The organism is Colwellia sp. KS18-150, assembly GCF_057551365.1.
Genome location: NZ_BAAJMC010000005.1, coordinates 156,956 through 178,263 on the forward strand (window position 1 = coordinate 156,956; position 21,308 = coordinate 178,263).

At 36.9% G+C, this 21,308-nt stretch carries 18 protein-coding genes; 13 read left to right on the top strand and 5 right to left on the bottom strand.

What is annotated here, in order from left to right; translation table 11 throughout:
• Window positions 1–32: 32 nt before the first annotated feature.
• Complete coding sequence (locus AC27IF_RS09485) at window positions 33–359, top strand: YbaB/EbfC family nucleoid-associated protein (RefSeq protein ID WP_487053930.1); 327 nt, start codon at window positions 33–35, stop codon at window positions 357–359.
• A 97-nt stretch (window positions 360–456) separates the two neighbouring features.
• On the opposite strand, the gene AC27IF_RS09490 is transcribed toward AC27IF_RS09485, so the two are convergent.
• Window positions 457–1,179 carry a substrate-binding periplasmic protein gene (locus tag AC27IF_RS09490; RefSeq protein WP_487053932.1) on the bottom strand — a complete coding sequence of 241 codons (723 nt, stop codon included), beginning with the start codon at window positions 1,177–1,179 and terminating at the stop codon, window positions 457–459.
• A gap of 349 nt (window positions 1,180–1,528) precedes the next feature.
• Here AC27IF_RS09490 and AC27IF_RS09495 point away from each other — a divergent pair, with 349 nt between their 5' ends.
• Window positions 1,529–2,716 carry an amino acid aminotransferase gene (locus AC27IF_RS09495; RefSeq protein WP_487053934.1) on the top strand — a complete coding sequence of 396 codons (1,188 nt, stop codon included), beginning with the start codon at window positions 1,529–1,531 and terminating at the stop codon, window positions 2,714–2,716.
• 100 nt (window positions 2,717–2,816) lie between these two features.
• On the opposite strand, the gene rraA is transcribed toward AC27IF_RS09495, so the two are convergent.
• Complete coding sequence (gene rraA / locus AC27IF_RS09500) at window positions 2,817–3,296, bottom strand: ribonuclease E activity regulator RraA (RefSeq protein WP_487053936.1); 480 nt, start codon at window positions 3,294–3,296, stop codon at window positions 2,817–2,819.
• A 137-nt stretch (window positions 3,297–3,433) separates the two neighbouring features.
• Between rraA and glmS the strand changes: the two genes are divergently transcribed.
• The 9 genes from glmS to AC27IF_RS09545 all read left to right on the top strand — a co-directional run bounded on the left by glmS (window position 3,434) and on the right by AC27IF_RS09545 (window position 13,592).
• Window positions 3,434–3,865, top strand: coding sequence for a methylaspartate mutase subunit S (gene glmS, locus AC27IF_RS09505; protein ID WP_487053937.1), 432 nt, complete (start codon window positions 3,434–3,436; stop codon window positions 3,863–3,865).
• A complete protein-coding gene (locus AC27IF_RS09510) occupies window positions 3,865–5,229 on the top strand; it encodes a hypothetical protein (RefSeq protein ID WP_487053939.1) in 1,365 nt (454 codons plus the stop codon). The genes glmS and AC27IF_RS09510 overlap by 1 nt, the downstream gene beginning before the upstream one ends.
• Window positions 5,226–6,431, top strand: a complete 1,206-nt coding sequence (locus tag AC27IF_RS09515; protein ID WP_487053941.1) for a glutamate mutase L — start codon at window positions 5,226–5,228, stop codon at window positions 6,429–6,431. Before AC27IF_RS09510 ends, AC27IF_RS09515 begins: the two co-directional genes overlap by 4 nt.
• Before the next feature lie 17 nt (window positions 6,432–6,448).
• Complete coding sequence (locus tag AC27IF_RS09520) at window positions 6,449–8,017, top strand: AMP-binding protein (RefSeq protein WP_487053943.1); 1,569 nt, start codon at window positions 6,449–6,451, stop codon at window positions 8,015–8,017.
• A gap of 257 nt (window positions 8,018–8,274) precedes the next feature.
• Complete coding sequence (locus AC27IF_RS09525) at window positions 8,275–9,000, top strand: PEP-CTERM sorting domain-containing protein (protein WP_487053945.1); 726 nt, start codon at window positions 8,275–8,277, stop codon at window positions 8,998–9,000.
• Window positions 9,001–9,319: 319 nt separating this feature from the next.
• Window positions 9,320–9,922 carry a recombination mediator RecR gene (gene recR, locus AC27IF_RS09530; protein ID WP_487053946.1) on the top strand — a complete coding sequence of 201 codons (603 nt, stop codon included), beginning with the start codon at window positions 9,320–9,322 and terminating at the stop codon, window positions 9,920–9,922.
• 226 nt (window positions 9,923–10,148) lie between these two features.
• Window positions 10,149–12,110: a molecular chaperone HtpG gene (gene htpG / locus AC27IF_RS09535; protein WP_487053947.1), complete on the top strand. Its 1,962-nt coding sequence runs from the start codon at window positions 10,149–10,151 to the stop codon at window positions 12,108–12,110.
• A 356-nt stretch (window positions 12,111–12,466) separates the two neighbouring features.
• On the top strand, window positions 12,467–13,111 hold the full coding sequence (adk, locus tag AC27IF_RS09540) for an adenylate kinase (protein ID WP_487053949.1): 645 nt from the start codon (window positions 12,467–12,469) through the stop codon (window positions 13,109–13,111).
• 88 nt (window positions 13,112–13,199) lie between these two features.
• Complete coding sequence (locus AC27IF_RS09545; protein WP_487053950.1) at window positions 13,200–13,592, top strand: MAPEG family protein; 393 nt, start codon at window positions 13,200–13,202, stop codon at window positions 13,590–13,592.
• An 8-nt stretch (window positions 13,593–13,600) separates the two neighbouring features.
• On the opposite strand, the gene AC27IF_RS09550 is transcribed toward AC27IF_RS09545, so the two are convergent.
• From AC27IF_RS09550 to AC27IF_RS09560, 3 genes are all read right to left on the bottom strand, one after another.
• Window positions 13,601–14,083, bottom strand: coding sequence for a GNAT family N-acetyltransferase (locus AC27IF_RS09550; RefSeq protein ID WP_487053952.1), 483 nt, complete (start codon window positions 14,081–14,083; stop codon window positions 13,601–13,603).
• A 7-nt stretch (window positions 14,084–14,090) separates the two neighbouring features.
• Window positions 14,091–14,387, bottom strand: coding sequence for a DUF6559 family protein (locus AC27IF_RS09555; protein ID WP_487053954.1), 297 nt, complete (start codon window positions 14,385–14,387; stop codon window positions 14,091–14,093).
• A 339-nt stretch (window positions 14,388–14,726) separates the two neighbouring features.
• Window positions 14,727–17,876: a beta-galactosidase gene (locus tag AC27IF_RS09560; RefSeq protein WP_487053956.1), complete on the bottom strand. Its 3,150-nt coding sequence runs from the start codon at window positions 17,874–17,876 to the stop codon at window positions 14,727–14,729.
• A 126-nt stretch (window positions 17,877–18,002) separates the two neighbouring features.
• Between AC27IF_RS09560 and AC27IF_RS09565 the strand changes: the two genes are divergently transcribed.
• The gene (locus tag AC27IF_RS09565; RefSeq protein ID WP_487054024.1) at window positions 18,003–18,827 is read left to right on the top strand and encodes a helix-turn-helix transcriptional regulator; all 825 of its coding nucleotides are present in this window, start codon (window positions 18,003–18,005) and stop codon (window positions 18,825–18,827) included.
• 346 nt (window positions 18,828–19,173) lie between these two features.
• Window positions 19,174–21,306: an alpha-galactosidase gene (locus tag AC27IF_RS09570; protein WP_487053957.1), complete on the top strand. Its 2,133-nt coding sequence runs from the start codon at window positions 19,174–19,176 to the stop codon at window positions 21,304–21,306.
• The last annotated feature ends 2 nt before the right edge of the window (window positions 21,307–21,308 follow it).

The following is a 21,308-nucleotide window of genomic DNA, read 5'->3' on the forward strand; positions in this document are numbered from 1 at the left end:
TTTATAAAATATTTATTTTTTGGAGAAGAGTTATGATGAAAGGTGGCATGGGCAATTTAATGAAGCAAGCCCAACAAATGCAAGCAAAAATGCAAAAAGCTCAAGAAGAACTTGCCAATATGGAAGTTGTTGGTGAAGCGGGCGCAGGCATGGTAAAAGTAACTATGACTGGTAGTCACAGCGTACGTAAAGTTGAGCTTGATGATAGCTTAATGGAAGACGATAAAGATATGATTGAAGACTTGCTCGCTGCTGCAGTAAATGATGCAGTACGCCGTGTTGAAGAGCAAAATAAAGATAAAATGGGTGCATTAACCGGTGGTATGCAATTACCTCCAGGCATGAAAATGCCGTTTTAGTTTTCGCTTTCATGAAAAGGCACCTATAAGGTGCCTTTTTTTATGGGATATTTTAAAAATAAATCTTAATTCACGATTCTTTCACTACTCGTTTATATCAGTATTCAGCCTTAGGTAATTCATACTTTTCCTTGATATGTAAGCGCTCTTTAGCAGTTTCACTAAATGCTTTTTGGTATGTTTGTATGACTACATCTGAAGTATTGATATTAAAAGCGATGTAATTGCCTATTTTATTAATTTGCCATACTTGTTCGTAGTCATTGATATCAACGTTGAGCTGTTTAGCTAAGTGAGAAAATCCATGAATAGAAGTAGCAATCATATCCACACGATCTGACTGCATCATTAAAAAGGCTTGTTTTAATTGCGACACGGCCGCCATATTGGATGATGGAAAACCCACTTGATGAAGAGATATCTCAGAAACATCACCAGCTACGGTAGCAACCTTGTAATAAAAAACTTGCCCTAAACTAGAAAACTCAAACTTTTTTGACTTTTTGGCAATTAAAATGAGTGTAGAATTAAAAACTGGGCCTACCCATTTAAATAATTTACTGCGAGGTTGGGTTTTAGATACAGTAAATAGTGCTGTGTTCTTTCTTTCTAAAGTAAATCGGTAACCACGAGACCAGGGTACTATTAATATTTCTTGCTCTGGAATATTTAAATGCTTCCATATTGCTTTTATAGTATCCACGGAAATACCTTGCAACTCACCGTCTATTAAATAGTTAGATGGTGGGTAGTTTTCGGTATAAAAAGTGATATTTTCAAGTGGAGCTGAAGGCTGAAATGCTTTTAGCTGAGGGCTCACGAGAAGTAACACTATTGTTAATGTAAAAAAATATATTTTCATTAGTAAAGCAATCTAAATTTTGTGTTAAATAACAGTAAAAAATTAATTGTCTTAGTTAAGTTTAGCTTAGTTATCTCAAGGTATTAAAAATAGTTGTTATTTCATACGACGAAGTTGCAATGTGCTTATCTAATTCAACCTTAGAGTTAACTATTTCATCTAAGAAATTCCCTTTATTTCTATATTTGCTTGTTCAATGCGCGATTCTTTAAAAAGCTTGAGGTATAATCGGCTGTAATAATGTGAATAATTATTCCGTATTTTTTCATATACGGTTATTTCGAAAACTTTAAAGGTAGTACTACGTATGTTTACAAAATTAAAGCAACTACCAGCAGATCCAATTTTGGGCTTGTCGGTAAAATTTAAAGCTGATACTAATCCTAATAAAATTGATTTGGGTGCAGGTATTTATAAAGATGCAGTAGGCAACACTCCTGTATTAGCTTGTGTTAAAACAGCTGAAAGTTTTCGTGTTGACGGCGAAACAAGTAAAGCTTATTTAGGCTCTGCCGGCTCAGCTTTATTCAATGAGAAAATGACGGCGCTTATTTTAGGTGATCATAAAGTAATTTCTCAAAATCGTGTCCGTACAGTATCAACACCAGGTGGCACAGGTGCCTTGCGAGTAGCTGGTGAATTCATTAAAAAATGTACACCAGGTGCGACTATTTGGGTGAGTAACCCTACTTGGGCTAACCATCAAGGTGTTTTTGAAGCGGCAGGATTAACAGTTAAAACTTATCCTTATTATGATTATGAGAATAACTGTTTAGATTTTGAAGGCATGTTAGCTGCACTTAAACAAATCCCGAAAGAAGATGCGGTTTTATTGCATGCTTGTTGTCATAACCCAAGTGGAATGGACTTAAGCAAAGAGCAATGGCAAGAAGTTGCACAAGTATCTAACAGTGTTGGTTTTATTCCTGTTGTGGATATGGCTTACCAAGGTTTTGGTGAAGATTTAGATACAGATGCCTACGGTTTACGTTTAATGGCTGATACCGTAGAACAAATGATCATCTGTAGTTCATGTTCGAAAAACTTTGGTTTATATCGTGAACGTATCGGCGCTTGTTCTATTATTGGTAAAGACTCAGTTTCTACAGATATTATTAGCTCTGTATTATTATCGGTAGTACGAGTAGTTTACTCTATGCCACCAGCACACGGCGCGGCGATTGTTGAAACGATTTTATCTTCTCAAGAGTTAACAACACAGTGGCATGGTGAATTAGCTGAAATGCGTGATCGCATTAATGGTATGCGTCAATTACTAGTTGATAAACTAGCGGAAAATGGCGTAACTCGTGACTTTAGTTTTATCACTAGACAAAACGGCATGTTCTCATTTTTAGGTATCGATAAAGCGCAAGTACAACGCTTACAAGATGAATTTGGTATTTATATTGTTGGCTCTAGTCGAATTAGCTTGGCGGGTATCTCACCTGATAACGTAGATTATCTAACTAAATCTATTGCCAAAGTGCTTTAAGTTTTTAACGGGTAACAGTTAATAAAAAAGCCGATAGTTATTAGTAACTATCGGCTTTTTAATGTCTTATACATTAATAACTTATAAAAGTTTAGTTGCGTTATACAATTTTCTCAGCAGTAACTATTACGCCATCGGTATCGGCATATAAATAATCGCCATGATTAATGGTAATGCCACCAAAAGATAAGCTCAGCTCTCTCGCTCCTGATGTTACCGGGATAGACTTTCTAGAGCAGGTACCTAGGGCATATAAAGCCACAGGAATATCTGTTATTTGAAAAGTATCTCGAATATACCCGTTAATTACGATGCCACTATAATTATTTTTATGAGCAAATTTCATTAGGTTTTCACCCACTACGGCAAAATATTCTTGCTCAACATCCACCACAACCACTTTACCTGTTCCATCTTCATCACGAAGTAAGCTGATAAGATCTGAGTTATTTCTATCTAACTTAATGGTAACTACTTGTCCTTGGCACTTGCTAGCGCCACCAAAATTTGAATAACCCGGCCCTAAAACGGATACCTGTTCGCTATGTTCGTCACAGATATCTGCGGTAAAAAATGTCATAAATCAGTCCTGTTCTTTTTTTATATACGGTATAAGGCAGTATTCTAGCATTAAAGGAGTGTTTTAATATAAATTTTGATATTATGTATTCACTAAAAATGAATAAATATGTATATACAAGTGCTAGGCAAATAAATATGAAGGTAGTAACAGGTGTGGTTGGTAATGATATTCATGTGGTCGCCAACCGATTAATAGAGCTGTCCCTTAACGCTAGAGGTTATGAGGTGTTTAACTTAGGGGTTAACACCTATTTAGAAGAGTTTTTTGATGCAGTAGTTGAGACTGGCGCAGAAGTATTATTGATTTCATCGTTAAATGGTGAAGCCGAAGGCTGGGGTCGTGAAGTTAAGTTACTAAAAGCTAAATATAAAAACTTAGATGATCTTATCATGATGATAGGTGGCAACTTGGTCGTGGGTACAGGTAATGCTGAAGATATTGTGCCTAAGTATAAAAATTATGGCTTCGATATTGTTTGTCATCAAGTGGACTTAAACACTGGCTTAGATATGTTGGAAGATTTGTTAGTCGAAAGAAATATGAAAGAAAAAGAGAGTATTAAATAATGAGTTTGCTGCAGGAAGAAAGAGAAATCATTCTTAGCAATGAGTATGTCGAGTCCTTTGATTTTGCCGAAGTGGCAGAGTTTGTGAAAAATGCCAGTAAAGATCTATTTATCTCGCACCATTTTAAAAAGAGAAACAAAATGTTGGTGCAACCACGCGGCGGTTTTCCAACGTATAAAAAGCAATTTGCCTTATATGAATTTTTTGTCGATGCTAACGTTGATGTACTGCCGTTAACCATAGATTCAAATACTCGCCTAAATGACTATGCTACTTCAAAGAAGATGCTGCGTTTAAGTGAAGAGAATGATGTTGATATGCTAAACGGTTACCCGTTAGTAAATCACGGCTACAGAACGACACGTCAAATGATCACTCATTTTAATAAGCCGGTGAGTCTAAGACACGGTACTCCTGATGCAAGGTTATTAATTGAAACTGCCATAGCCTCAGGTATTTTTGAAATTGAAGGTGGACCCATTACCTACCTTTTACCTTACTCAAAAAACTTCCCACTTGATAAAGCCTTTTTATACTGGAAGTATGTTGAGCGTGTTTGTGCTAATTATTCTAAATTAAATGAGCCAATTAATAGAGAATCGTTTGGTCCGTTAACGGCTACTTTAGTACCTCCAGCTATTACCATTGTTATTCAGCTACTTGAAATGTTGTTATCCCTTGAAGAAGGGGTGAAGTCATTTTCGGTATCATTTGCTCAACAAGGCTCGATGAATCAAGACATTGTCACTGGCGCAGTGATTAAAAAGCTTGCCAAATATTATGCCGAGCAAATTAATTGTGGCGATGCCGTTATTCACTTGGTTTATCACCAGTGGATGGGCGCATTCCCAATGAATAAAGACTATGCCGAGCAGCTCATTAATATGTCTACCGTTATTGCTTCTATGGTAGGCGCAGATAAAATCATCACCAAAACTCGCGAAGAAGCTTCTGGTATTCCAACCAAAGAAGCGAACGCTAAAACGGTAGCTAATACCCAGTATACTTTAGGGATTTTAAACGGCTTACCTAATGTGGTTGATGAAGAAGAAGAAGAGATGTTAACGCTGCAGGTGAAAGCTATTATGGAAGCTGTGTTTAACGATCCTGCTGACACCTTATGGCGTAAAGTCTTTAACTCTATTAAAAATGGCATCATTGATGTGCCATTTTCACCGCATATTATTAATCACAATAAGTTGATCACGATTAGAGATGCGAAGAAAAATATCAGGATAATAAAGCGGGGTAACGTGCCGATTCCAGATCGTTGTTACGCTTATGATAAAGCGCAGTGCGATTTAACGAAAGACACCACCAGTATTGTTAACGATATTATTCACGATATAGGAATTATGCAATGAGCGCCAAAGATGTAGAAAACAATCACGGTAAATTGCTTATTGATGTGGGCAGTACCTACTTTAAATTAAGTACCGCGGACAAATTAGAGCAGCATTTTCGTGACTTTAATAAAGATATTTTAGATGATCTAATGCACAAGTGCGGTAATACCATTAAAGGTTTTGAAAAAGAAGATGTTCATATTTGTTCATCTGCCAATGGCGGGTTAACCACCTTGATTACCGGCATTACCAATACTTTTTCTTTAAAGTATGCCACTAACATCGCGTTTAATTCTGGCATTAATATTATTGATACTGTGCTTTATCAAAACATTGAAGAGTACTCAATTCCTAGCGATTTAATCGACGTTGTTATTATTGTGGGCGGCATTAATTCAAATGGTGATGTTTTTTCTGACAATCTATATAACTATTTAGCTAAATTACAGTATTCGAATATTGTATTTGTTGGTAATGAGCTTGACGCACCAAAAGTACAAGAGAAGATCAGTAATATTGAAATATTGCCAAATATTATCGATAACCGTCTACATATTGTTGAAGATAACTTAAGAGAGTATTTAACTAATCTGTATCAGAAGGATATCGAAGGTAAGGAAGATGTTAAAAACTTATACGACATTACTTCAAATCAAATATTTTCAACGCCTTATATCGTTAATAAAACTTTGCCAATGATTGATAGCAAGTTCTCTGTGGTGAATCCATTTATCTTGTTAGATATTGGCGGTGCGACGACGGATATTCATTACTCGAAAGATTTGGTTGACGATAACTTAGTCACAGAGAATGAATATGATCGCTTAGTGTTTAAAAAGCTTGGGGTATATAAATCGAAGCAGTCATTAATTTTTGCTGCCAAAAACAATGAATTTGTTTATGAGCTATTAATGCACTTGAAAGTCACCGAAAATATTTTTGAAGAGCAAAGTGAAAAAGCCACTAAAATACTAATGCAATTGGCGATATTTTTAGTGTTATGTAAAATGTCACATTATCGAGAAGCTTATATAAATCTTAAATTACTTTCTATCAATTCTATTGTCTTAACTGGCGGTATTACTAAGGTATTAACGACACAAGAAATTGAAGATATTATTTCGTTTTTCTACAAAAAAATCCTTAATTCAGCACATAACCCTACCACTGTGCTTGATAGTAATTATGATATTTGGACACTTGAGGCCGCTAGCCTGTAAAGTGCGAGGAAAAATTTATGTCAATAAACTGTATTAGAACACTACTTGAAGGTGCGGTAACTGCCCATAGTGATAAAACGGCTGTTATATATAATGAAAAAAGCATTAGCTATGCTGAGTTATTTGCCAAAGTAAACCAAGTGGCGTTTTACTTAAATGAATTAGATTTACCCAAAGACTCGAGAGTTGGAATCTATTCCACTAAAGGTATAGAGCAAGTTATTGCGGTACTAGCCATTTTATCAACTGATTATATTTTAGTACCTTTAACGACGTTGTTGAAGCCTGAGCAAGTTGAATACATTATCAACGATTGTGATATTCAATGTATTATTACTGATAAAGTAAAACTCGAAAGTATTGAAGAGATTAACTTTGACGGTCATGTTATTTCGTATGAAACAGCCGGTAAAGATATCCCTTCGTTTGAAGAAATTTTCAAATACTATAACAAGCCATACTCATGTGATATCAGTGGCCATAGTAATGCCGTTATTACCTATTCTTTTGGTGTTTCAGGTACGCCAAAAGGTATCGTCATCTCACACAGAAATTTAATTGATTCTGCGCGTGTTGTGTCACAATATTTGAACTTGGCACATGACGATATTATCTCAGGTGTACTGATATTTAATCTTGATTACGGCTTAAATCAAATCTTTTGTACCCTATATAAAAAAGCGACTTTAGCCTTGCACCGCTTTATTTTACCTGAAGATTATTTCAACCATATCATTAATGATAAAGTAACCGTACTGCCGTTAATGCCGGTTAATATTTCACAGTTATTTGATGGTGTTGACAGGATCCCTAGCGCCGAACTTTTCGACAGCGTTAAAACTATTACCTCATCGGGCGGTAATGTTACCGCTAAAATGGTGAAAGATTGTAAAAACACTTTTACCCAAGCAGACTTTTACTCTATGCACGGTTTAACAGAAGCATTTCGCTCCACATACCTAGATCCTGCACAAGCACAAATTAGACCGGACTCTATTGGTAAAGCCATTCCTGATGTTGAACTTTATGTTATCAATGAAGATGGCAAAGAATGTGGTGTACGTGAAGTAGGTGAGTTGATACACCGTGGTGGTTATATTTATCGCGGCTTTTGGAATGCCCCAGAGCAAAATGCCCAGCGCTTTAAATCGGTGCAAATTTTAAAAGATGTTATCAATTTAGAAGGGCAGTTGGCAGATGAAATTGTTGTCGCCACAGGTGATTATGTTTATAAAGATGAGGAAGGTTATCTGTACTTTGTTTCAAGACAAGATGACATGATAAAAACTCGCGGCTTTAGAGTATCCCCTTATGAAGTGGAGTCGGTAGTCGCGAAGAACATCCCTCAAATTGAGCAGTGCGCAGTGTTTGGGATTGATAACGACATCATCGAAGAAGAAATAGTTATGGTTTATTCATCGTTAAATGAAATTACCGAAAACGAAATTTTGTTTGAGCTGAAAAAACACTTAGCTTCTTATATGATCCCAAGTAGAGTCGTATACAAACGCTCTTTACCACTTGTGCAAAGTGATAAAAACTTGGTGAATAAAGATGAGCTTAAACGCGAACTTTCTGGCAACTAATTAGTAAAATTGCTTAAGAATAAATCCAAAGCCCAGCAGTAATGCTGGGCTTTTTCGTTCCTATGGTTTGAATAAACACATTTTGTGTCAAAGAAATTTACAATCGACTGTTTTCTTGTTTAGTACAAAATCCCATCACTTTGAAAATGTTAATATTTTATTTTGTGGTATGTTTTTTGTACGAATTCGAGGGCTTGAAAGTGGACATTAATTTTATAACTTAATGAAGTTTAAAGAGAAGGATCTAAAGGAGATTTATGAAATATTTACAAAAATTAATTTTACCCCTAGTTTTTATACTGTTCTCAAATTTTGCCAGTGCAACTATTATCTATAATATTGAAGTCAGAGGTACTATTGCTGGAGAGCCTGAAACAACAGGGTCTTTTGTTGATAGCATAGGTAGTGATTTTGCGTTTTTTTCTAATTTTCACCTAGATGTTAATTCAGCTGTTGGCTCAAGAGTTAATTGGGAAGGTTATCAAGTATGGGAATTAAATGACCCATACACTTATAGTGTTGGATGTATCAGAGATGGAAGAACTCCTCACTGTGTTGGCTCTCAAAGTGTTGAAATAGAATTTCAAGATTCTCGTTCTGAGCAATGGGCGAGTGATCCTAATTTTGACTTCTTAGGGCTTACAGAAGACGATGTTTCTTATGATATTATTGGGATTGGAATGCCACAAGGGGACTCAACTAACGCGCTAGAATATTATATGTTTTTAGTGTTTGAAGACGGTTTGTTTGATGGTTATGAAATTGGAAATCTACCCAAAACTATTGATATGGATAAATTAGAATTTGCAGCGGCAGAATATTATCAAGACTCTGCACCACTCAAAGAAGAAGGTTTTGCAAGGCTAAACATTTCCGAGATCATACTAACACAGGTTGCAGAAGTTCCTGAGCCTTCTACGCATGTTATATTGGCATTGGGTCTATTAGGACTAGTATTTCGAAAAACAAAGAATTACAGATAGTTTAATCTCAAATTAATACACCAACTGTTGGGGTTGGTGTTTTTCGTTACGGTTATTACCTTTCTAAATCACCTTACCACTTAAAGCTAAATTGAATTACATTAGCTAAAGTTGTCTGCCATCAAGTTCATTTTTAAGGGATTAACCTAAAAATAAGCGAATGAATGTCATAAAAGAAATATCTGCTAAAACTGATTTTATGTTATCTAAGTAGAGGCATCGTTGCTCGGTTTCTTATCTGTGAATTATTAGATGATATGCGTATAATGATTCGATAGTGTTAATCATACCTAACATAGCCGAGAAATCATTAATCAACATGAAATTTAGTCCCTTAGTACAAGAGCTTATCGACTCATTAAAATGCTTACCTGGTGTCGGAGCAAAGTCAGCTCAGCGCATGGCATTTCATCTACTTGAGCGAAACCGTCGTGGCGGCAGTAAGCTTGCAACAACGCTATGCTCAGCCATGACAGAGATTGGGCATTGCCAATCTTGTCGTAATTTTACCGAAGAAGCATTATGTGAAATTTGCCAAAGTCCTAAGCGAAAAATTGCCACAACCTTGTGTGTCGTTGAAAGCCCAGGTGATGTAATCGCTATTGAACAAACGGGCGAGTTCTCTGGAAGGTACTTTGTATTGATGGGACATTTGTCACCCATCGATGGCATTGGTCCTGATGATTTAGGTTTAGATATACTAGAGAAGCAATTTGCCAGTGGCCAATTTTTAGAAGTGATTTTAGCGACTAATCCTACGGTGGAAGGAGAAGCAACCGCGCACTTTATCGCCGAGTTAGCACAACAATATAAAGTGAATATCTCGCGTATTGCTCATGGTGTCCCTGTAGGTGGCGAATTAGAATATGTCGATGGTAATACCTTGTCGCATGCTTTAGCTGGCCGAAAAGATTATTTTTAGTGACTATCAAACGCTCAAATTAACAAGCTGATTTGAGCGTGTCACGCTAATTAAAATGAGTAAATAAGTACTCAAATGTGTATTTTCGAAAACTCCCCCCTTGAAAAAAAATAAACAATCCTCAAATAAGGTTACAGCGATTTATCCTGATTTAACCCGCTATAAAATGTTGGGTTATTTTTCAAATTAATTACGAAATAAAGAAATAGTTAGAGGTTAACCTTAAATGACAGTCGAAAATACACCACAAAAACACGAATTTGCATCAGACAATGCAAAAATACTTCAACTAATGATCCACTCTCTTTATTCTAATAAAGAGATTTTCTTACGTGAACTAGTATCGAACGCAGCCGATGCCTCGGATAAATTACGTTTTAAAGCGCTATCAAATGCTGATTTATATGAAGGTGATGGTGAGTTACGTGTACGTGTTAGCTGTGATAAAGAAAACAATACCTTAACTATTTCAGATAACGGCATTGGCATGAGCCAAGATGAAGTTATCGAGCACTTAGGTACTATTGCTAAATCTGGTACGGCGGAGTTTTTCTCAAAGCTTTCAGGTGACCAAGCGGCAGATTCACAATTAATCGGTCAATTCGGTGTTGGTTTTTATTCTGCATTTATCGTTGCTGATAAAGTTACCGTACGTACTCGTCGTGCTGGTGATAATGCTAACGAAGGTGTTGAGTGGGTAAGTGCTGGCGAAGGTGACTTTACTACTGCGACTATCGAAAAAGCGAATCGTGGTACTGATATTATTTTACATCTTAAAGAAGATGAAAGTGAATTTGCTGATGATTGGCGCTTAAAGTCTATAGTGACTAAATATTCTGATCACATTTCTGTTTCTGTTGAAATGCTAACGCCTGAAGTGGCAGCTGTTGAAGCTGTTGATGAAGTAAAAGATGATGAAGGCAATGTAACCACACCAGCTGTTGAAGCGCGTGATGCGGTTCCTGCTTTATGGGAGCCGGTTAACAAAGCAACGGCTTTATGGACACGTGAGAAAGCAGAAGTTTCTGACGATGAATATAAAGAATTCTATAAGCATGTATCACATGATTACGGCGACCCATTATTATGGGAGCATAACAAAGTAGAAGGTAAGACAGAATACACTTCACTTTTATATCTACCATCAAAAGCACCATTTGATATGTATAACCGTGAAAAACAACACGGCTTAAAGCTTTACGTTCAACGTGTATTTATTATGGATGATGCAGAGCAATTCATGCCAACTTACCTAAGGTTTGTTAAAGGCTTGCTAGACTCAAATGACTTACCATTAAACGTTTCTCGTGAAATTTTACAAGACAACAAAGTCACCCAAGCTATCCGTAAAGGCTGTACTAAGCGTGTATTAAAAATGTTGGAAAAGCTTGGCAAAAAAGATGCTGAGCAATACCAAGGTTTTTGGGATGAGTTTGGTCAAGTATTAAAAGAAGGCCCTGCTGAAGACGCCGCTAATAAAGAGCAAGTTGCTGGTTTGTTACGTTTTGCTTCAACCAATGAAGATAACGCTATTCAAAGTGTATCTTTAGCGTCATACATTGAACGCATGAAAGAAGGCCAAGACAAAATTTACTATGTGGTTGCAGATAGCTTCGAAGCGGCTAAAAATAGCCCGCATTTAGAAGTATTCCGTAAGAAAGGCATTGAAGTATTATTAATGTCTGACCGTATTGATGAGTGGTTAGTAAGTCACTTAAATGAGTTTGATGGTAAGCAATTACAATCAGTAACTCGTGGCGGTTTAGATCTTGGTGATATGGATGATGCTGAAACTAAAGAAGCGCAAGAAAAGCTAGAGAAAGAATACGATAGCGTTGTTGTTCGAATTAAAGAAGCGCTTAAAGATAAAGTGAAAGACGTTAAATTGTCACAGCGTTTAACTGATTCTCCTGCTTGTATAGTTGCTGATGAGAATGATATGAGTAGCCAAATGGCTAAACTGATGGCTTCTGTAGGTCAAGAAGTACCAGAGTCACTACCAATCTTTGAAATTAACGGTGAGCATGACTTAGTTAAACATGTTGCGGATGAGCAAGATGATGACAAGTTCGGCCAATGGGTTGAAGTATTGTTTGAGCAAGCGATGTTAGCTGAGCGTGGTAGCTTAAAAGATCCTGCTAGCTTTGTATCTCGTTTAAACAAACTAATGCTTAGCTTAACTAAGTAGTATTGTTTGGTAAGCATTAATGCTCACCTAGAAGGTTATTTCTACTGAGGTAACAGGGCTTAGGTGAGTTTTAGCCTTACAATTAACAAAAAATAGCGGTCAAGGTTTTAAAAGAGCATTAAATGTTAAGACTTTAGTCGAAAAAAGGGGCAATTCACTATAAATGAATGCTCCTTTTTTGTATGCTATGCTTGTTTGCTTATAGGCATGCTTGTATAGTGTCTGCCGCGACAATTATATTACCAAAGAATTATTACATTAGTGTGATCAAAAGTGTTATGGCTCCATAATATGAAGCTTATTTTAATGTAATTATTCTTATTATTTTAAAAACCATCATTTAAAGGTTAGTTTATATGCGTATTGTACTTCTTGGTGCTCCTGGTGCGGGCAAAGGCACACAAGCACAGTTCTTAATGGCTAAATTCGGTATTCCACAAATTTCAACGGGCGATATGTTGCGCGCGGCTATTAAAGCAGGCACTGAATTAGGTAAACAAGCGAAAGCGGTTATGGATGCAGGTCAGTTGGTATCCGATGAGCTAATCATAGGTTTGGTGAAAGAGCGTATTAAAGAAGATGATTGCCAAGCAGGCTTCTTACTGGATGGCTTTCCTCGTACCATTCCTCAAGCGGATGCTATGAAAGAAAACGGTGTTAACGTTGATCACGTACTCGAATTTGATGTACCTGATGAAGTAATTGTTGAACGTATGGCTGGCCGTCGTGTTCATTCTGGCTCAGGTCGTGTTTATCACTTAGTGTATAACCCACCAAAAGTTGAAGGTAAAGATGACGTAACAGGTGATGATTTGTCGATTCGTCCTGACGATGAAGAAGCAACAGTGCGTAAGCGTTTAGCTATTTACCACGAGCAAACTAAGCCGTTAGTTGACTTCTACCAAGCAGAAGCTAAATCAGGTAACTGTCAGTACTTAACTGTTGATGGCACACAAGCCGTTGAAGCGGTTAATGCTTTATTATCGAAACAATTATCTTAATGTAAATTATCTTTACATAGGTAAATAAAACTCGCTTCGGCGAGTTTTTTGTTTTAGTCTGTCTGAAAAAATAATAGTGGAAAAATAAATGAATATAACAATTACAGCACTTTATGCGAGTTTATTGGCCTTGGTCTTTATTTACCTTTCTTTTAAAGTGATTGGCTTGCGCCGTAGTTTAAAGGTAGGTGTTGGTGATGGTGGTGAAAAGCTATTAACAAAAGCTATTAGGGTGCACGGCAACTTTTCTGAGTACATTCCTTTAGCACTACTCTTATTAGCGTGTTTTGAGTTTAATGGTGCTAACCCTCTTTGGGTTCACCTATTAGGAGCTACATTACTATTGGGAAGATTTTTACATGCCGCAGGTTTAAGTAATTCAATTGGTGCTACTCCACCAAGAGTTATCGGCATGATCTTAACTTTTCTTGTGCTGCTAATTTTGTCAGTTGCCAATATTAGCTCATTTATAATGAGCTAACTGACGTATTAGGGCTTTATAATTTTTACCATCGCAACATGGGGAATATTGTCTTCAAGGTACATTTCAGATACCTGTTCAAAGCCATGTTGTTGGTAAAAGTTAATGAGGTGTTCTTGGGCTGAAATTTTAATGTTTTGCTCAGGAAAATATTGTTGGCAAGCACTTAATGCTTCAGTCATTAATTCATGCCCTAAACCAGTTCCTCTTGCTTGTTCAGCTATTGCTACGCGGCCAATGCTAATAAAGTCATCATAACTTTGACCTTGAGGAAGTATGCGCAAATACGAGGTTAATTGACCCGCTTGATAACCTAATAAATGCAGAGTCTCTACGTGCCTATCAAGCTGATTTTGTTCACCATCAAGATCAGGGTAATAACAGGTTTGCTCTACCACAAAAACATCAACTCGAAGCTTTAATGCATCATAAAGCTCATCGAGTGAAAGCTCTGTAAAGTGTTTTAGTTGCCAATTTGTTGTGTTCGTCATGTCATTCTTAAACCGCTAATCGTCGTAAGTAGCCATGATATTTACGTTCATTCAAATAGTCACGCATTTCTTGTTTATAACTATTGATACATAGATTCGGAAATTCTTTGTGTATCAGCTCTGAAAGCTGTTTGGGCTCTAAAAAAAGAATATATCCTAAGGGAAGGTGACTTGGAGTAAAGCTACAATGATAGACGGTTGTGCGGATCTGTTTGCCACTATAATAAAGCTGTTTACCATAACGTTTTTGCAAACAAGGCAACAACTTATTACCATACTTTTTAATGGCGGCATGTTTAAACATAGCTAATCCTTAGCAGGGGCCTTTTTGAAGGAGCCATATTATAGCGTATTTTAACTGCCGTTCAATGCTTACGTTTTTATTACTACGGTATGGCTTATATCTATAAACAACTGTGCATATAGATATAAACCGAATTCAGCTTAGTTAACCTGAACTCGGTTTAAGAGATATTTAACTTATTGAAATAGTGTGAAAATTATTTTCAATAAACCTCTAGCTTGATAGTTTTACTTAATTCAAGGTAAATTTCGCGTCAATAGCGAGTCTATTGCAAGACAATTTAACGCAGAAGTCAGTAAAAGTAATTGCTAGAGAAACATGTGTTAAGCCGAGCTCAGGTTAGTTAGCTTTTAATGATAGCTTGTAACTATAGTGTTTCTCTGTAAGTAAAAACTCAGAATGAACGCTTGGGCTCCAAGAATCATCACCGCCAATGCCCATGTGTTGATGGTCTATATGCACATGAAAATATTTATCTGTTTTAAGTTCATGGGTATGCAAGGCTTTAGCTAATTTTTGTTGGCTATATTGACTGACTGAAAAGTGGAAGTTGCCATTAATAATCAGTTGGTTGATTTCGAGTGAGTTACAGTCACACCGTAGACCATTTTCTGAAGGAAAAATATAGTCGGTATGCAGTGCTTTAGCATCTTGTTGATAATAGCCAATCGTTGATGACGCTTTTCTATCTGGATAATTTTCATGTGGACCTCGGCCAAACCATGATACTGGGGTACTTTTTACATTGGTTTCATCTTGGCTGATGAAGCTTAACCCTATACGTGGTAGTGGTGGTACTGTGTCATTAATGTCAACGTCTACTGATACCGAAAATCCACCGGTAATATCTACCGTATATAGCCAGCGACTTTTCACCTGTATAACATCTTGATACAGGTAGTGAAAGATAACCGTAACTTGAATGTCATCACCTACGGATAAAGCATCGCAATAAACACATGAACGTTGCCAGTGCTCAATACCGGCATCTTGCCAACGTGATGCCCAAGCATTGGGATCAATATTATCCGCCTCACTTGTTCCTATATCATTATCAATGGGAGCGCGATAAAAGTTATCTACTAATGGAGAGCTTATGACTTTAGTGCCTTGTCTTTGCCATAATGTTAAAAGGCCAGACTCTTTATTCCAAATAAAAGTGAAAGTATCAGAAGATGATGTAGCCGCTTTATTACTGATCTCTATTTCTTTATCTGATTTATGTAGAGTTATAGCAGTTGCGTTATCTTGATTAGTAATACCGCTATTGATTAAAGTGTGATCTGTCGTTATTGCATTGACATTTTTAAGACTAAATTGCTCAATGGCAATAATGCTTCCGGCCAATGAAAAATCATTATCTTCAATCGTTACAATTTCAATGTCTAAATGATATTTGCAGCCAGTTAATCGTTTAAACTCAGTATCAATCGTAATATCTTGTGTAGATTGTGCTTTAATAGCTAATGGTAGCGTTGACGTCTGAATAGTTTTGCCGTCTTCAGTTAAACGCCAAATTAACTTTTCATTATCTGTGTCTCTAAACAAGTACTCACTGGTTATGTGCAACAAAAACGTTTGGCTCTGTGGTGTATTCGATTGCTCGCTTAAGCAACATTGAAAAAACTGTTGGCAATATTTAACCTCGCTAAGCGAGGGGTGCGGTGTTCTATCAGGAAACACTAAACCATTGATACAAAACTGCCTGTCGTTCTGTACATCGCCAAAGTCACCACCGTACCCCCAATAACTATCGCCATTGTCATCTTGCTTAGTTAAGCCTTGGTCGACCCAATCCCATATAAAGCCTCCTTGTAATCGTGGGTTTGCTCTGAACGCTTGCCAATATTTATTAAAGCTACCTAAACTGTTTCCCATAGCATGAGCATACTCACATAAAATTAATGGTCTAGTTTCCTCAGGTAGCGCAATCCATTTTTTAATTGACCACTTAGGCACAGCTTCAAAGGGTTGATCTTCGTCCACTCTAGAATACATAGGGCAAATAATATCGGTCGCTTTAGTATTTGCACCTCCTCCTTCATATTGAACAGGGCGAGATGGATCAAAATCTTTTGACCAAGCATACATGGCATTATGGGTTGAGCCGTGGCCTGATTCATTACCTAATGACCAAATAATAATACAGGCATGGTTTTTATCACGTTGGGCCATTTGTGTATATCTACTCATAAAAGCGTGTGTCCATTGGGGATCAGCGGCTAAGCGCCCCATAGGTGACATGCCATGAGTTTCAATATTAGCTTCATCGCATACGTACAAACCAAATTGATCACATAATTCATACCAACGAGGATGATTTGGATAGTGAGCTGTACGAACGGCATTAAAATTGTTTTGCTTCATTAATTTAATGTCGTTAATCATATCTGCTTCGGTTGCGACATGACCAAGCTCTGGATGATGTTCATGACGGTTTACGCCTCGAATTAATAAAGGTTTGCCGTTGAGGCATAATTGTCCTTTTTTAATTTCAATTTTTCTAAAGCCAATATCATAAGCTTCTATATCAACCATTTGGTTATTATCATCAAGCAAGCACACCACGCATCGGTATAGTTTGGGTATTTCTGCGCTCCATTTTGTGGGCGATGAAATAGCCATGTTATGAAAACAAATATCTTGGTAGCCACCATTTTCGTCGATGACTTTATTACTAGTTGCTTCAATATGCTTTTCTGAAATAGGAGTTTGTTCATCAAATAGCTGTACCTGTACCTTATAAGTACTTGGGGCTGCTATGGTCGTTTTTATGCTGAGGGTAGCATCTCGATAGCAAGCATCGAGATCCGGGGTAATGTAAACATCTTGAATGTGTGATTTAGGTTTAGACAGTAAAGTTACATCACGAAAAATGCCACTCAGCCACCACATATCTTGATCTTCAAGATAACTACCATCACTCCAGCGAATGACCATTACCGCTAATTTATTTTCTCCTTCTTGAAGAAAGTGGGTTAAATCGAACTCACTAGGTAGGCGACTATCTTGTGAATAACCAACCCATTGGCCATTACACCAAAGGTGAAAAGCAGAGTTAACACCATCAAAAATGATATGGTTTTGCAAAGACAGTTGCTCATCGGATAACGTAAAGCTGGTTCGGTAACAACCCGTGGGGTTGTTGGCAGGTACAAAGGGAGGGTTGACAGGAAATGGATATTTTACATTGCAATAAATAGGTTTATCAAAACCATGTAGTTGCCAATTCGAGGGCACAGTAATTTTATGCCAATTTTTATCATCGATATTGTTGTTGATAAATGACTCTGGCACTTCCTCCGGGGCATTAAAAAGCTGAAAGTCCCATTCACCATTAAGCGATATTGTCGATTTATTAGTGTTATTTACAGCATCCGATATTGTTTGGTAACCACTAAGTGGGCTATGTGCCTTAATTTGGTTGACTTGAAATGACAGTGGGTTTTCCCAATCTCTGCGCTGGATAATAGCTGCTAATGTGGTCATAAACTTTATACCTTTAACCCTTACGTAATAACACGTACTTAATGCATAAGGTAAATATAGCTAAAATTGCTTAGTTAGTTTATGCTAAAAACTATCAAAGGTTTATCCAAAACTATCATTGTTGTTATGAAGTCAAAGTTCAAAGAAGTATTAGATATTGGTCCTAATTGTTATGAGCGATTTATAGATTTAGACAATGCCCCTGAAATTGCTGAGCTAGGTATTCAAATGGCAGGATCGTCAAATCTCTCTGGACGATACCATGTTAGTCGGATAAAGCCCGCAGATCACACCTTGTTTTATACTCTAGCCGGCCAAGGGACACTTACCACTATGGCTGGCAGTTATGGTTTAGTGGAACATTCATTGGCAGTTTTGCCAGCTAATGTTCCATTTTCAGTTAAAATAAATGCTCAACAATGGGATATTATTTGGTTGAATTTATGTGATATTGATAAATGGCAATATATACCTCAGACTTTACCAACAGTCTTATATAACCAAAATCTTGAATCATTACATTTAGCATTAGAGTTGCTATATCGAGAAAAAGAAGCTTTGTTACGAAAATCAATGATTGAAATTATTGATAGCTATTTGTCGAAAGCTCTCAGTAAGGTTGATAAAACACCTGAAAGTCAGCGATTAGTAAATTTATTTGCAGCGGTTGAAAAGCAGTTACACTTTAACTGGTCCATACAAGCGATGTCTGAATATGTTCACTATTCGCCACCTCATTTACATCGACTTTGTTTAAAACAATTTAACCGCAGTCCAATCCAACAATTAATTTTTCTGCGTATCGAGCGGGCTAAATACTTATTACGTAATACCGCTTGGCCTATTTCTCAAATAGCCCACTACGTCGGTTACTCAGAAATATTTAATTTCTCTAAGCGTTTTAAAAAGTCAGTAGGGCTATCACCAAGTCGATTTAGACAAAAGAAATAATTTGGATGTATTTCCTCTTTTAATAAGTAAATAGAAAGCTAATCATTTCATCAAATTATACTCACTCTGAACAATTAACGAATCAAAAAGAACATATAAATCACTATTTGCGAACATTTCATGGTGACTTGTTGGTGATTATGTACTAAGATTTTTCAAAATTTGCAGCCACAACCAGAATATATACTTAGCATTATTCACCGGTTGTTAATACTTAATATATCCAAATGACTTAGAGTAATTTATGCCGAGTTTACTACTATTGTAGTTAATGCAGAAAATTAATATAGAGTACTTAAGCTTTATAAAGTCTTTGTTAAAGAGCTTCCTTTAGGAGAAAGTCCCGATGAATAAAAAAACACAATTTGTACAGTTAAACAGTTGTAATGTCTCGATGATTATTAACTGTCAATCACGAACACCAGAAGTGTTGTATTGGGGTAAATCACTTACAAAAGCAACAACAGCTAATATGATCAAACAGTTAGCCACCAGACAAGAAGTTAATTGTGCATTGGCTATCGAGGCTCCAATATCGCTTTCTCCTTTATTAGGGCAGGGCTTTACCGGTAGCCCTGGTATTGAACTCCATGATCAAACTAATGGTTGGGGGTTAGGTGGTGATATTTCTGCAGTAAATCAAATAAATGACAATGAAGTAATTTTTGAAAGCCTTGATGAATTACGTAATATTAAAGTGGTTCATCACCTTCATTTAGAGCAAGAGTCTGATGTTCTTGCCGCTTCTACTACACTAATTAATTTAGGTGAAAAACCATTAGCCATTAACTGGTGTGCAGCACCAACGCTACCTTTACCTGATAATATGAACAAAATTATGTCTTTTGAAGGGCGTTGGTCTAAAGAATTTTCTCGTCAAACAGTCGACTTCTTCCTAGGTAGCTTTGTTCGAGAAAATAGAAAAGGAAAAACGTCGCATGATAATTTCCCCGGTTTTGTCGTTCATAATAATTTAACCAGTGAACAATCAGGAGAATGCTATGGCTTTCACCTAGGTTGGAGTGGTAACAATAAACTTAGGGTAGAGCATTTACCTGAAGGGCGGAATTACGCACAACTTGGCGAATTACTATTGCCAGGTGAAATTGAGTTAGCTGCACAGGAAAGTTATCAAAGTCCTAAACTCTATGCTAGCTATTCAAACCAAGGTTTTAGTCACTTATCAAATAAGTTTCATCAGTTTGTTCGTAGTCACTTATTATCGCCAAGTATAAAGAGTAAACCACGACCTGTTCATTATAATACTTGGGAAGGTATTTATTTCGATCATAATATCAATACCCTAAAAGCATTGGCGGATCAGGTTGCTGACTTAGGCATTGAGCGTTTTGTACTTGATGATGGCTGGTTTAATGGCCGCCGAGGTGATAATGCCGGTTTAGGTGATTGGTTTGTTGATAAAGCTATTTACCCAGAAGGTTTAGCGCCGTTAATTGAACATGTTAATGACAAAGGTATGGAGTTCGGTATTTGGTTTGAGCCAGAAATGGTTAATCCAGATAGTGATTTATTTCGTCAACACCCTGATTGGGTATTGTCAGTTGAAGGAAGTGAGCAGTTAGCATTTCGCAACCAATATGTTCTTGACTTAACGCGCGATGAGGTGGTGGAGTATTTATTTAAAGTCATCAACGATGTTCTGATTGAATACCCTAATATTGCTTATATAAAGTGGGATAATAATAGAGATTACAACCATGCAGGTGATCAGTATGGAAAACCTGCCATTCACAAACAAACGTTAGCTTTTTACAAGTTAGTTGATCGCATTAAAGCAGCACATGCAGGTTTGGAAATTGAAAGTTGTTCATCTGGTGGCTCACGTATTGATTATGAAGTATTAAGTCATACAGATAGAGTTTGGACTTCAGATTCAAACGATGCCCTAGATAGATTATCTATTCAACGAGGTTGTTCATTCTTTTTCCCTGCTGAAATTATGGGAGCACATGTTGGACCAAGAGATTGCCATATAACGGGACGTAGAGTGGGAATGGAAATGCGTGCCGCGGTTTCATTTTTTGGCCATATGGGTATTGAAATGGACCCTCGTGAACTCACCGGTGAAGAAAGTGCCCAATTAAAAACCATTATCGAACTACATAAGAAACACCGTACTTTAATTCATAGTGGTGAATTAATACGTATGAATGATGATGAGTTTTCTGTGGATTTTGCCATAGTGAACAAAGAGCGAACTCAAGGCTTATATGCTTATAATAGTATTAAAGAGATTGAGCGAACGAATCAGCCTAAATATCGTTTTGTTGGTTTAGATGAAGAGAAAACATACCAGATAGATTTAATTTGGCCAACGCAGTTAAACGAGTATTCACCCTCAGTGATTGGACAAATAAATGGTCAGCAGTTTAGCGGAGAAGCACTGGTAAACTTTGGTATGCAGTTGCCTAGAGTGTTTCCACAAACGTCACTTATTTTTGAACTAACACAAATCTAAAT

Bases quoted from the DNA above. Each gene is read 5' to 3' on its own strand.
- AC27IF_RS09485 (WP_487053930.1), top strand. From the start codon at position 33: ATGATGAAAGGTGGCATGGGCAATTTAATGAAGCAAGCCCAACAAATG.
- AC27IF_RS09495 (WP_487053934.1), top strand. From the start codon at position 1,529: ATGTTTACAAAATTAAAGCAACTACCAGCAGATCCAATTTTGGGCTTG.
- rraA (WP_487053936.1), bottom strand. From the start codon at position 3,296: ATGACATTTTTTACCGCAGATATCTGTGACGAACATAGCGAACAGGTA.
- glmS (WP_487053937.1), top strand. From the start codon at position 3,434: ATGAAGGTAGTAACAGGTGTGGTTGGTAATGATATTCATGTGGTCGCC.
- AC27IF_RS09510 (WP_487053939.1), top strand. From the start codon at position 3,865: ATGAGTTTGCTGCAGGAAGAAAGAGAAATCATTCTTAGCAATGAGTAT.
- AC27IF_RS09515 (WP_487053941.1), top strand. From the start codon at position 5,226: ATGAGCGCCAAAGATGTAGAAAACAATCACGGTAAATTGCTTATTGAT.
- AC27IF_RS09520 (WP_487053943.1), top strand. From the start codon at position 6,449: ATGTCAATAAACTGTATTAGAACACTACTTGAAGGTGCGGTAACTGCC.
- AC27IF_RS09525 (WP_487053945.1), top strand. From the start codon at position 8,275: ATGAAATATTTACAAAAATTAATTTTACCCCTAGTTTTTATACTGTTC.
- recR (WP_487053946.1), top strand. From the start codon at position 9,320: ATGAAATTTAGTCCCTTAGTACAAGAGCTTATCGACTCATTAAAATGC.
- htpG (WP_487053947.1), top strand. From the start codon at position 10,149: ATGACAGTCGAAAATACACCACAAAAACACGAATTTGCATCAGACAAT.
- adk (WP_487053949.1), top strand. From the start codon at position 12,467: ATGCGTATTGTACTTCTTGGTGCTCCTGGTGCGGGCAAAGGCACACAA.
- AC27IF_RS09545 (WP_487053950.1), top strand. From the start codon at position 13,200: ATGAATATAACAATTACAGCACTTTATGCGAGTTTATTGGCCTTGGTC.
- AC27IF_RS09550 (WP_487053952.1), bottom strand. From the start codon at position 14,083: ATGACGAACACAACAAATTGGCAACTAAAACACTTTACAGAGCTTTCA.
- AC27IF_RS09555 (WP_487053954.1), bottom strand. From the start codon at position 14,387: ATGTTTAAACATGCCGCCATTAAAAAGTATGGTAATAAGTTGTTGCCT.
- AC27IF_RS09560 (WP_487053956.1), bottom strand. From the start codon at position 17,876: ATGACCACATTAGCAGCTATTATCCAGCGCAGAGATTGGGAAAACCCA.
- AC27IF_RS09565 (WP_487054024.1), top strand. From the start codon at position 18,003: ATGAAGTCAAAGTTCAAAGAAGTATTAGATATTGGTCCTAATTGTTAT.
- AC27IF_RS09570 (WP_487053957.1), top strand. From the start codon at position 19,174: ATGAATAAAAAAACACAATTTGTACAGTTAAACAGTTGTAATGTCTCG.